This is a genomic window from Pseudoalteromonas sp. MMG010 (genome assembly GCF_018100905.1).
In the GTDB taxonomy this organism is placed as follows: Bacteria; Pseudomonadota; Gammaproteobacteria; order Enterobacterales; family Alteromonadaceae; genus Pseudoalteromonas.
In genome coordinates this window covers 1-12,727 of sequence record NZ_JAGJEG010000024.1, presented here as the reverse complement: position 1 = coordinate 12,727, position 12,727 = coordinate 1, and the positions used below count along the sequence as shown (strand labels likewise).

Annotated in this window: 12 protein-coding genes and 2 tRNA genes; 2 read left to right on the top strand and 12 right to left on the bottom strand. The window is 38.9% G+C overall.

Annotation, left to right across the window (positions count from 1 at the left end):
• Positions 1–22: 22 nt before the first annotated feature.
• The 12 genes from J8L70_RS15870 to J8L70_RS15815 all read right to left on the bottom strand — a co-directional run bounded on the left by J8L70_RS15870 (position 23) and on the right by J8L70_RS15815 (position 11,398).
• Positions 23–98, bottom strand: a tRNA-Lys gene (locus J8L70_RS15870).
• A 228-nt stretch (positions 99–326) separates the two neighbouring features.
• Positions 327–1,082 (bottom strand): tol-pal system protein YbgF, encoded by a 756-nt coding sequence (gene ybgF, locus J8L70_RS15865; protein WP_211056547.1) that lies wholly within the window; start codon positions 1,080–1,082, stop codon positions 327–329.
• Between the two features lie 13 nt (positions 1,083–1,095).
• Positions 1,096–1,638, bottom strand: a complete 543-nt coding sequence (pal, locus tag J8L70_RS15860) for a peptidoglycan-associated lipoprotein Pal (RefSeq protein WP_211056546.1) — start codon at positions 1,636–1,638, stop codon at positions 1,096–1,098.
• A 34-nt stretch (positions 1,639–1,672) separates the two neighbouring features.
• Positions 1,673–3,031, bottom strand: coding sequence for a Tol-Pal system beta propeller repeat protein TolB (gene tolB, locus J8L70_RS15855; RefSeq protein ID WP_211056545.1), 1,359 nt, complete (start codon positions 3,029–3,031; stop codon positions 1,673–1,675).
• Positions 3,032–3,040: 9 nt separating this feature from the next.
• Positions 3,041–3,976 (bottom strand): cell envelope integrity protein TolA, encoded by a 936-nt coding sequence (gene tolA / locus J8L70_RS15850; RefSeq protein ID WP_211056544.1) that lies wholly within the window; start codon positions 3,974–3,976, stop codon positions 3,041–3,043.
• A 4-nt stretch (positions 3,977–3,980) separates the two neighbouring features.
• On the bottom strand, positions 3,981–4,412 hold the full coding sequence (gene tolR / locus J8L70_RS15845) for a protein TolR (protein ID WP_211056543.1): 432 nt from the start codon (positions 4,410–4,412) through the stop codon (positions 3,981–3,983).
• Complete coding sequence (tolQ, locus tag J8L70_RS15840) at positions 4,399–5,103, bottom strand: protein TolQ (protein WP_211056542.1); 705 nt, start codon at positions 5,101–5,103, stop codon at positions 4,399–4,401. Before tolQ ends, tolR begins: the two co-directional genes overlap by 14 nt.
• A gap of 798 nt (positions 5,104–5,901) precedes the next feature.
• Entirely contained in the window at positions 5,902–6,909 is a 1,008-nt protein-coding gene (gene ruvB / locus J8L70_RS15835) for a Holliday junction branch migration DNA helicase RuvB (protein ID WP_211056541.1), read from the bottom strand.
• Between the two features lie 7 nt (positions 6,910–6,916).
• Positions 6,917–7,534 (bottom strand): Holliday junction branch migration protein RuvA, encoded by a 618-nt coding sequence (gene ruvA / locus J8L70_RS15830; protein ID WP_211056540.1) that lies wholly within the window; start codon positions 7,532–7,534, stop codon positions 6,917–6,919.
• Between the two features lie 2 nt (positions 7,535–7,536).
• On the bottom strand, positions 7,537–8,061 hold the full coding sequence (ruvC, locus tag J8L70_RS15825; RefSeq protein ID WP_211056539.1) for a crossover junction endodeoxyribonuclease RuvC: 525 nt from the start codon (positions 8,059–8,061) through the stop codon (positions 7,537–7,539).
• 132 nt (positions 8,062–8,193) lie between these two features.
• Complete coding sequence (locus tag J8L70_RS15820) at positions 8,194–10,695, bottom strand: FtsX-like permease family protein (protein WP_211056538.1); 2,502 nt, start codon at positions 10,693–10,695, stop codon at positions 8,194–8,196.
• A complete protein-coding gene (locus J8L70_RS15815) occupies positions 10,685–11,398 on the bottom strand; it encodes an ABC transporter ATP-binding protein (protein WP_211056548.1) in 714 nt (237 codons plus the stop codon). The genes J8L70_RS15820 and J8L70_RS15815 overlap by 11 nt, the downstream gene beginning before the upstream one ends.
• Between J8L70_RS15815 and J8L70_RS15810 the strand changes: the two genes are divergently transcribed.
• Positions 11,399–12,019 (top strand): arylesterase, encoded by a 621-nt coding sequence (locus J8L70_RS15810; protein ID WP_211056537.1) that lies wholly within the window; start codon positions 11,399–11,401, stop codon positions 12,017–12,019.
• A 208-nt stretch (positions 12,020–12,227) separates the two neighbouring features.
• Positions 12,228–12,304, top strand: a tRNA-Pro gene (locus J8L70_RS15805).
• Positions 12,305–12,727: the final 423 nt, after the last annotated feature.

Here is a 12,727-nt window from a genome sequence, read left to right as displayed (position 1 = left end):
GCCATTTTATAAAAATATAAAATGGTGGGTCATGATGGACTTGAACCATCGACCAATGGATTAAAAGTCCACTGCTCTACCAACTGAGCTAATGACCCGCTCTATTTTTCCCGCAGTTAGATTGGGTTAACCATTCGTTTGCTGCGGGCGCTTATAATACTTATTTAAAAATTGAGTGCAACCGAAATTGTCTCTTTTTTTAAGTTTTTATGTCTACATGCACAATTTTGCAGCGTTTATTGTAAAACTAAGTGTAAATATAGATTTAATGTTATTTTTTCACTTAAATTTTAACGTTTAATTTCGCTCAACATCTGTTTGTTCAATTAATTAGACAAACGCTCTGTCGCCAATTTTGCAGCTGTTGTGCTTGGATATTGAGAAATTAAATCGTTGAAATTAGCCGTAGCTTCGCTTATTAAACCTTGTTCTTGTAATAGTATCCCTAACTTTAACATAGCATCAGCACGCTTATTCGAATTAGGAAACTCATTAACAACAATTTTAAAGTGTTCACTGGCTTTGACACTTTCGCCTTTTATCGTCAATAACTGCCCTAACCAATAATGTGCGTTTGAGGTATAAACTGACTCAGGGTATGTCGTTAAAAATGTTTGAAACTCAGGAATAGCCTGATCATAGCGTTTGTCTTTCATTATTAATGCAACAGCACGCTCGTAAGCTTCATTCTCAGATAGATCGCTACTATATGATTGTGTACTTGCTGATTGTGAATAATCACTTGTAGGCTCTGTGGTAGCGACTGGTTGGCTGTATGCTTGGGTCACTCTGTTTTCTATTTCTTGATACAGTTCACGTTGACGCTGGAGGACTTTTTCAAGCTTATAACTTTGCTCTTCAGTAACCCCTCTGATCTGACTAACCTCGTCTTGCAAGAAACTTAATTGCTGCTGTAGCTCTAATTGCAGCATATTTCGAGACTGCATCATACTTTCTAAAGATGCTAAACGTTTTTCAATACTTGATTGTGAACTCGCAGCTTCTGAAACAGGAGCGGGAGCAGCCAATACTTGGGTGCTCCCGCTCAATATCATAGCTGCCAAAATAATTTTCGGCTTCATAATATCTCTTATCTTAGTAAACTAGAACCGCACGACGGTTTTTAGCGAAAGCGTCTTCAGTACGAGATTTAACCATTGGCTTTTCTTCACCATAGCTAACTACTGAAGTTTGGCTTGCAGAAACACCTAAGCTTTGTAGGTATTTTTCAACAGCTTGACCACGGTTTTCACCTAGTGCAATGTTATACTCTGGCGTACCACGCTCATCGGCATGACCTTCAATAAGTACTTTTACTGACGGGTTTTTAACTAAAAACTCGGCATGTGCGCGAAGAAGATCAGCATACTTACTTTCAACGGTTGCTTTATCAAAGTCAAAATAAATAACTTGCTCTTGACGTAGCGCTTCGTATTTTTGACGAAGCTCTTCTTCAGCCTGTTGAGCTGGAGTAAGTGTAGCTACCTCAACAGTGTCAGTGTTGTTTGCCATTGTTTCAGCTGCTTGATTAGCTTGATTAGCGGCGCTTTCATCAATATTTTCTGATGAGCTACATGCTGCTAAAGTCATAACTGGTAAAGCAATTAGCATACCTTTAAGTGTTTTATTAAGTTGCATTTAGTAGATTCCTATTTTGAGTAAACCAGCAAAATTACTGTAAATATGGCGACCAAGCTGGCGCCTTTACTTGCCCTTCTAGCACAGGTAAACGTGCTTTAAAACGGCCATCCATAGATACCAGCGCAAGTACCTGTTTATTATTATGGAGTGTGCTATATATTATCATCGAGCCATTTGGCGCTATACTCGGTGATTCATCAAGACGAGTTCTGGTTAATACCTGAAACGCCCCTGTAGCCAACTCTTTCTTAGCAAGATGGTAATTCCCGTGTGTTCGGTTCACCATTACTAATTCTTTACCATCAGGCGTTATCGATCCTGCAAGATTCATATCACCATCAAATGATAATCTTTGCGACCTACCTGTGTTTAAATTTAACTTATAAATCTGAGCATTACCACCCCTTTCAGATGTAAACACAATATCTTGCCCATTTGGGAACCAAGATGGCTCAGTATCTATACTACGGTGGCGTGTTAAGCGTTTTTCTTGCCCTGTAATTAAATCTAATACGTAGATTTCAGTTGCACCGCCTTTATCTTTTGAAAGCACTAACAGCAATTTTTTCCCATCTGGTGAAAATTGTGGAGCCCCATTTATACCCGGGTAACTTGCAATCAGATCACGGCGACCTGTGTATAAATCTTGAATATAAATTTGGCTTTGTCTGTTCTCAAAAGTAACATACGCTAATTTTGTTCCATCAGGCGACCATGAAGGCGACATTAACGGCTCTTTTGAGCGTAATAAAACTTGTTCATTAAAGCCATCGTAATCAGCAACCACTAACTGATAGGGTTTCTCATCATTATCACGCACAATTACATAGGCAATCTTAGTTAAAAACGCGCCTTTTTCACCTGTTAGCTTTTCATAAATCACGTCACTAATTCGATGCGAATAACGACGAAAACCATCAAGTGTAATGACACTATTTCTTGCTTCAAGAATATGGTCATCACTTTTAATTAATTGACCGTTTGACATCATTTGCGTTTGTCCGCCAGTAATTTGTCCACGAATAACATCAATTAATTCATAACTAATCAGGTAACGGCCATCTGTTTGCTGCTCGATACTGCCAACTAATATGGCTTCGACACCTTTATTTACCCATGCAGAATAATCAACTTCATTATCAACACTTGGCTGTTGCGGCATTTGTGCCACATCAATCGGCTTAAACTTACCACTGCGCATTAAATCAGCCGCTATCACTGTATTTAACTCACTTGGGATTGGGCCAATACCATTGTATTTAAAAGGGACTATCGCGATAGGTCGCGCCCCATCTACACCTTCAGTAATTACAATTTCGAGTGCCGCATGAGCGAGCGAATTAAAGCCTAATAATATAACTAAACAAGCTACTTTTATTGTATTAAACATTTTATCCCTTTAAAACTGTGGTTTTATAGTTAAGTTTATATTTTTAAGTTCGTTGAAAACATCTCTGTCTTTAGAAACAGGTAATGTATCGGCCATTCTAACAGCACGTAGCGCGGCTTCACAGACTAATTTATCACCACCTAAAGACTTAACTTGTGTCACTAAGCCATTAAAACCTAAACGAATATTTACTCGACACTGTTTATTTTTCATTTTTTCATCTATCAGCAAGTTTTGTTGAATACGTGCCATTATTAATGCTTTGTATTTATCAACTTCGCTAACGACTTGTTGTTGACGAATTTTATTTCGTGCCGCTTGCTCTTTTGCTAACTGATCTTGAAGCATTTGTTCTTGCAATGCTTGCTGGCGTTTTTTCTCAGCTGCAGCTTCACGTTGTTTACGCTCAGCTTCGGCTTTCTTACGAGCCTGCTCTGCTTTTTTCAATGCATCTTCTTCAGCTTTACGCTTAGCTGCTGCATTTTTAGCCGCCGTTTCTGCAGCTAATTTTTGCTTTTCAGCTTGCTTCGCTTTTTCACGCTCTTTTTGCTCTATTGCGCGTGCTTTTTTAGCTTGTGCTTGCGCTTGTGCGGTTTCTTTTTCTTTCGCCTTGCGTTCACGTTCTAACTTTTTAATACGACGACTTTCAGCTTCACGCTGATTTCGTGCTGTATTAGCGCGTTTTTCTAATTCACGAATGCGTTTTTCTTCGGCCCGTTTTTTTGCTGCTTCTTTGTTTCTTAATTCAGCTATTTTTTTATTAACTTGTTGCTGATCAACCGTCACAGCCGACACCGCGTGTTCATTTTCGTCAATAACCGGGGTATTTACATTAAGCGTTACTTCCATCACTTTTGGTGTTGAAGGTTGTAAATTAGCGGTGATGTACAAAAAGCCAGCTAAGCCTAGGTGTAAAATAATTGATTTTAATACAGAGATACTCATGAGGTTATGATTTCCCCTCAAACGATTCTGTCATTAAGCCAACAGAAGGAACACCCGCACTTTTTAAAAAGTCCATGAGTAATAAAACTTCTTGATAAGAAACTTTACCTGAGCCTTTTATCATTACTGGTACATCCGGGTTTTTCATTAACTGTAGTTTTATAACAGCCGCAACATCAAGCGCTTCCATTGGCTCTTCGGGATCAGTGCCGACGCTCACGTAATACTTACCCTGTGCATCAATTGAAGCAATAATAGGAGGTGCATCTTTGGTATCAACCATATCTGACTCAGTCATTTTTGGTAAGTCAACTTTAACACCATGAGTAATTAAGGGCGCTGTAGCCATAAAAATAATAAGCAGCACTAACATTACATCAATGTACGGAACTACATTTATTTCAGCTACTGGGCGACGTTTTTTACGCTGAAACATTCGCATTTGCCTCTATTTGAGTCGCAGCCTGGCGGTGTAATATATTTGCAAATTCTTCCATAAAGTTAATGTAGTGTGATTCTAATTTTTCTACTTTATTTGCAAAACGGTTATATGCAATAACAGCAGGAATAGCAGCAAAAAGGCCCATTGCAGTAGCAATAAGTGCCTCAGCAATCCCCGGTGCAACCATTTGTAAGGTGGCTTGTTTTACTTCACCTAAAGCGATAAATGCATTCATAATACCCCAAACGGTGCCAAACAATCCGATATATGGACTAATAGAGCCAACAGTTGCTAAAAACGACAAGCTCGACTCTATTTTTTCAATTTCGCGTGATAGCGCAACACGCATTGAGCGGTGCGTCCCTTCCATAACAATACCAGCACTTTGGAAGGTATTTTTTTTATGGCGAGCAAACTCTTTAAAGCCTGCGGTAAAAAGCGCTTCTATTCCTTGGTTTTTACCACTGCGAGCCGATATTTCTTGATAAAGCTTACTTAAATCAACCCCAGACCAAAATTTTTGCTCAAACTTCTTTGCATCGTTTAGCGCTGTCGAAATAGCTTTTTTACGCTGAAAGATAATAGCCCACGACATTATAGACATGCCAACCAATGCCAACATCACTAGCTGCACTAATAAACTTGCCTCTAGAATTAAATCTAAAAAATTAAGCCCTGAACTCACATTAAACTCCTAAGTGTACACTTTAGTGTAATAAATTGATTTCTGTATGACCTGTGATAAGGCCAAAAGTTGCAGCTAGTGTATCGAGTACAAAACTTGCTGACAACGGTATTACTATCAATAACCCGTAAAAAGGGATAAAAACTTTTTAATTGTATTAATTACAAACAATGTTAACAGTTCCCTTTAAGCGGGTTGCTTAAATATGAAGTAAAACAGGTTAAAATGCCCGCTTTATTCACTTATCGTGCATAAACAATCACAACGCACTCATTTAAATTATTTATAATAAATTATCTAATGCAATAAATTTACATATTAGTTTATAGAAATCATTATTTTCATAAACTTACAGCAGTATGGTATAAATAACATACAGCATATAATCACTCTATAAATTCATCGCATTAGTTTTTTTTATCTGAAAATTTAAATTTTCTAGTTTGAACTACCCACTCACAATCGGTATTATGATTACATCTTAGTTAAGGCGTTAAATAATGTGTTTACATTAAGCCTTACTACTGTAATAGGATGATTTATCGTATTACTGTGTTACTGATTAATTTTAAATTGGTAACACCATAGTTCCCTGGAAACTTCCTTCAACTTGTTGTTTACCCGCATTATATGCGGGTTTTTTTTTGCCTTTAAAAAACCATGGCTAGCATAGAGATTACTGTATTAACGTGAAGTGAATTTTTTGTAGGTTGCTTTACAAAAGCATACGTTGAATGCACAAACGTGCAATAAAGTAAGCCCAGCATATAATGGGCTCACTAATAGAAGGTAAAATAGTTACTTTTTATTTGGTGTTAAATCAAAGTGTAAATACGCACTGTCTGATACAATACGTCCACGTGGCGTGCGTTGAATAAAGCCTTGTTGGATTAAAAATGGTTCAATAACATCTTCTATTGTTTCTTTTTCTTCACCAATCGCTGCTGCAACGTTATCAAGACCCACCGGTCCGCCCATAAACTTCTCTATAATCGCCAACAGATATTTACGGTCCATATAATCAAAACCACTTTTATCGACATCAATCATATCGAGTGCTTGCTGGGCAACATCCGCATTCACGGTCCCGTCTGATTTAACTTGGGTATAATCACGCACTCGGCGTAACAATCTATTGGCTATGCGCGGCGTACCTCGTGATCGTTTTGCGATTTCGCGAGCCCCATCGTCACACATCTCAAGTGCTAAATAATCGGCAGAACGATTTACAATATGTGATAAATCAGCAACCGAATAAAACTCTAATCGCTGTACAATACCAAATCTATCGCGCAGTGGTGAAGTAAGCGAACCAGCTCGTGTAGTAGCGCCAATTAATGTAAATGGCGGTAAGTCTAGTTTAATGGAGCGCGCAGCAGGCCCCTCGCCTATCATAATATCAAGCTGATAATCTTCCATTGCAGGGTATAAAATTTCTTCAACTTGTGGGCTTAATCTATGTATTTCATCAATAAATAAAACATCACCTTGCTCAAGGTTAGTCAGTAATGCGGCTAAATCACCGGCTTTTTCAAGTACTGGGCCCGAGGTGGTTTTAATATTTACCTCTAACTCGTTGGCAACAATATTCGCTAAAGTTGTTTTACCTAAACCCGGTGGACCAAATATAAGTAAATGATCAAGTGCTTCTGAACGACTGCGGGCCGCTTCAATAAAAATTTCCATTTGTTGTTTAACATGTGGCTGACCGCGGTAGTCGGCTAGTAACTTTGGCCGAATTGCGCGATCGATCGTATCTTCATTGGTTTGCTCTGTCGCATCTATTAAACGATCCGCTTCAATCATGGTTTTCTCACAACATTGACTTTAATGATTCTTTAATCAGCACTTCTGTGCTCATATCAGGTTTACTAACTGATTTTACTGCTTTTTGTGCCTGAGGCAATTTATAACCTAATGCAAGTAAAGCCGAAACCGCATCATCGGCTGCATTATTCGCAATGATCGCGTCACTAACCGGCTCTATCACTGCGCTGTCACTATATGGCGTAAATAAATCATTACCCCAATTTTTTAGCCTATCTTTCATTTCGAGTACTAAACGCTCTGCTGTTTTTTTGCCGACCCCAGGTAACTTAACTAAAGTGGTTGCATCTTCGTTACTCACACAGTTTACAAACTGCTGTGCAGACATGCCCGATAATATTGCCAAACCTAATTTAGGTCCCACTCCATTTGCTTTTAATAGTTCTCTAAATAAAGCACGCTCTGTTTTATTGTTAAAACCAAAGAGTAATTGCGCATCTTCACGCACAACAAAGTGTGTATAAATAATGGCGTTTTCGCCAACATTAGGTAAGTCGTAAAAACACGTCATTGGCATTTGCACTTCATAACCGACTCCACCGGCTTCTAATAAAATTTCGGGAGCTTGTTTTTCAACTAAAATACCATTTAAACGACCAATCATATTTATTTCCTTAAACGTCCTCTAACGGTTTTACTGGCATTTCCCGCTAGCTTTATTAAATTTTGTTCAGAGTGTGCATGACAAATAGCAATTGCTAAGGCATCGGCAGCATCAGCCTGAGGTGTACCCGGTAACTTTAATATGTTTTTAACCATATGTTGTACTTGAGTTTTATCGGCACCACCATTGCCTACAACCGCTTGTTTTATTTGCCGTGCTGAATATTCAAATACAGGGAGATCTTTCATCGCGGCTCCCACAATAGCCGCACCACGTGCTTGGCCTAGCTTTAAAGCTGAGTCGGGGTTATGAGCCATAAATACTTTTTCGATAGCAAACGTAGTAGGCGAAAACTGCTCGACAAGTTGGCTTATTCCTTGGTAAATCATTTTAAGACGTACCGCAAACTCATGATCAGCAAGTTTAATACAGCCACTGCCTAAATAGGTAAATTTTGCGCCTTGGTGAGCGATAACGCCATAACCCGTGAATCGAGAGCCTGGATCAATGCCTAAAATAATGGCCAAGGGGTATTCTCTTTATTGTTATTTACTATGTTGAGGTAATAATGCCAGAGCACTGTATAAATTACCAGTACCCAATAAATAAAACGCCCACAATTAAGTGGGCGATTTTTATTTAAATGTACCACACACTCTTTACGCTAACGCACGGACCAAACCTTGCGTATTTTGTTTTAGTGTTCGTGCAATCATAAAATAACCCAATGTAGCGACAAAAACACCGCCTACTACCGGGCCAATAAACCAAATTTCTGGATGCAACTTACCCGCCAAATCAAACGTTTGTTGCTGTACTATTAATAAAGTGACATCGCTAAATAACGCCGCTACAAATCCTGCAAAACCGCCTAAAATTAAAAACTCATATAAAATAGCGTTTTTAATTAATGACCCTTTTGCACCTAGCGTTCTTAAAATAACGATTTCTTGCATTCGCTCGCCTAAACTCGCCTGCACTTGAGAAATTAATACCAACGCGCCACACATCACAACAATCGCCAAAACAAAACCAATGGCTAACGACACTTGCTCAATCGTAGATTGTATTTGCTTAACAAAATTATCAACATCAATCGCAGTAACCGTTGGGTATGTACGTAGGAGCTGGCTAAAATCTTTTTTCTGCTGTGCTTCTATTCGCACCGATGAAATATAGGTCGCCGGATAGTTTTTAAGTACATCGGGACTTAAAATAATATAAAAATTAGGCTTAAGGCTGGTCCAATTAACCTTACGCACACTGGTTATTTTGGCATCGAATGACTGCGCACCAATTAAAAAGGTTAAGGTGTCACCTAACTCAACGTCTAAACGCTCAAGCATCGACTCTTCAAGCGACGCTTCGGCTACGGCATCGTTTGCAAACCAATCACCTTGCGTTAATTCATTTTGCGACGGCAGTTCGCTGCGCCAAGTTAAATTGAGTTCTCGGCCAAGACCTTGGCGGGCATCTTCATCTTTTTCTTCGTTATCTTCTAACGAAACCGAACGTGCCACTAATTCGCCATTAATCGCATTAACACGGCCACGTATAGTGGGATAAAAGTCAGAAACTTGAATGTTTTTCTCTGCTAAATAAGCATTAATTGGCGAAAGTTCATTTTCAGTTATGTTAACTAAAAATGCATTGGGTGCGTCACTGGGTAACTGTGATTGCCAATCAGCAATCATGTCGTTTTTAAGCACGATTAAAAACAATAACAACTTTATAGCCAAAGAAAAACTAACTAACTGCACCGCGTTTACATTTGCGCGTTTTTGAATAGAAGCAATTGCTAATGACCAACTATTTCCCGGCTTTAATCCTAGCTTTCTACTTCCACCAAATAATAATTTAGATACAACAAACAACACCACAATTAATGCCAGGGTCGATGCAAATAACATCACCGACAGCTTCAGGTTGTTGCTAAATAACCACATAAGTAAAAATACGGTAGCAGCACTAAGCGCTAAATGAATACGGCTAACAGCTAAAGTATCACCCAGATTACGTCTAAGTACTCTAAGTGGCGGAATATCGAATAAATCCAATAATGGTTTTATCGAAAACATAACCGCACAAATTAATCCGGTGCTAATCGACACAAACCACGGCTTTATGCCTCCCATAGGCAGCGCTGTTGCCATACTTTTTGCTAAATAATAAGTGGCAATTTCTTGCAATACATAGCCAATCGCAAGGCCTACCGATATCGCTAACAAACACACTAACAATAAATGGGCCAGGTAAATTTTACGTATAAGCGCCCGACTCCCGCCCAATGTTTTCATCATGGCAACAGGGTCGTATTGTCGCTCGCAGTAACGTTTTGCCGATACAGCAATAGCCACTGCGGCTAAAATAATTCCCAACAAGCCCGCTAAAAGTAAAAAGCTTTCGGCACGGTTTAAACTATTAGAAATAGGAGACTGTCTGTCTTTTACTCCATACCATTTTTGGTTTTCTTTCATTTGTGGTTTTAGCCACTCATAAAAACGCTCAATATCTTGAGGCTCGCCTGCAAATAATTGGCGGTAAAACACGCGGCTTCCCGGCTGGATCACTTCGGTTTTAGGCACGTCGGCAATATTAATTAATACCCTACGGCTACTCGAAAATATATTAAAAGGGGCATCGGGTTCTTCTACTACGACCTTTTCTACCTCAAATAGCGCAGCACCAAGCTCAACCGAGTCGCCAACATTAATATTTAAACTATAAAAAACCGACTCGCTTAACCATACCTTCCCAATTCCCGGACCATGAGACAAGGTTTCTAAAGTACCGTCTAAACTCGACTTAACTTTAAGATTACCTTTTAAAGGATAAGCATTAGAGGCTGCTTTAACAGAGCTAAACTGCATTTCGTCATTGGCAAATAACATGGTGTCAAAGTACAGCATATTTGCTGTTTGCAAATTTTGCTGCTGGGCGTACTCAATAAACGCAGGATCTATTTTATGATTACTTGATAACACCCTATCGGCTGCAATAAACGTACTGCTTTTTTGCTCAATGCTTTGTGAAATACGCTCAGTCACCATCGAAAGCGTAAGTACGGTTAATACAGCAAGTGCAATGGCAGCACTAATAACAGTTAGCTCCCCTCGTCTAAACTCGCGAGCAAATAGTTTTAACGCTAACTTAGCCCACATCTTCGCTCTCCCCTCTTGCATTTTTTACCAGTTTACCGGCTTCAATTTGCAAAATATGTTGGCATTTTTGCGCCAGCGCTTCATCGTGAGTCACTAACACTAATGTGGTGCCATGTTGCTTATTTAAATCAAATAATAACGACTCAACCATTTTCCCGTTTTTACTATCAAGGTTGGCCGAGGGTTCATCAGCAAATAAAATACTCGGCGTACCAACAAATGCACGCGCAATAGCCACACGTTGTTGCTCTCCACCCGATAGTTGTGAAGGGTAATGATCAATTCGGTGGCTTAACCCCACTTTATCAAGTAGTTCAAGTGCTTGTTTTTTGGCATCATCTTTACCTGCTAATTCGGCCGGAAGCATCACATTTTCAAGTGCCGTTAAACTTTGTACCAACATAAATGATTGAAAAACAAACCCAACAGATTTAGCTCTTAAAGCAGCGCGCGCTTCTTCATCAAGGGCATGAAGAGGTTGGCCGTCTAAAATAATTTCACCATGACTTGCTACATCAAGTCCCGCTAGTAAACTTAATAAGGTAGATTTACCTGAACCCGACGTACCTACAACGGCAACCGACTCACCTTGCTTGACATTAAAGCTTATGTCGCTGAGGATAGGTAACTCACCTTCTAAGGTGCTTACCACTTTAGACAAACTATTTACTTGAATTATATTTACCTGAGAAAGCACTGACATATGACTCATTCAATCCTACGTTTTATTTTCGTTATATTTTTAGTTATCAAGCCGTTACATGCTTTAGCCGACAACACTATTTTATTACTTGGAGACAGTTTAAGTGCTGGCTATGGCCTTAAACAAGAACAAGCCTGGGTTAAATTGTTACAAGATAAATACGATGCGCAACAAAGCGATATTTATATTGTAAATGCCAGCATTAGTGGCGAAACCAGTGGTGGTGGATTAAGTCGAATAGACGAACTATTAGATCTATACCAACCAACTCATGTACTTATTGAGCTTGGTGCTAATGATGGGTTACGCGGTTTTCCAGTAAAAAAAATGAAGCAAAACCTCACCAGCATTATTAAAAAAAGCCAAGCTGCTAATGCTAAGACCGCTTTAATGGAAATTTACATTCCCCCTAATTACGGTCCTAGGTATACAAAAATGTTCACCGACAGTTTTACACAAGTAAGTGAAGAAACAAACACCTACCTCATGGACTTTTTTGTACTTAAAGTTGCAGGGCAAAATGAATTAATGCAAAACGATAACTTACATCCCAATAAAGCAGCTCAACCCATATTACGAGACGAAATGTACGAATCGATCAATCAGTGGTTAAATGACTAACTTAATAAACTTTTTAAATAGTTACTTGTTTAGCTGATTACCTGATTAGTTGATTAGTTACTTGGCTCTTGTCATTGCTATAAAATAATTAAGTAAAGTGTATTTAATTGCGTAACTGTAATAAAAACCTACATTTGCGCAATAAATACGCACTTAAACAAACGCTTATTGATTTTTTAAAAAATACACGTACTATTGCACACAACGTCGGTATGTAGCGCAGCTTGGTAGCGCACTGTCATGGGGTGGCAGGGGTCGAGAGTTCGAATCTCTCCATACCGACCATTACTTCCCCTTAAATCTCCTGCACTTACATTAAACTTAAAGCTAACTTCTAAAAAAGCATTTGTACTAGATTTGTATTATTAATTTTCAAAATTACTTTTGGTTTAAATTCTAGGTATGAAAATTACTAATGCTTTCCAAGGACAACTAATCTAATTTATCTCAAATTATCAACACAACTTGCTTACGTCGCAGGCTTAAGAGCCCATGAATTATTAACTCTTTCTAAAGCAAGTGAAAGACCACCTAATAACCGCCCAGCCCTAGATTCGAAATGGCAGGGCCGGAGTGGTGAGCTAAACACTGTAGCAGGTAAAGGCGGCTTGATACGACATGTGTTAATACCAAACTACCTTGTTGAGCAATTAGAAGCTAAAAAGCTCAAGCAACCTATCACAGTCACCGGTAGAGAAATTAACTATT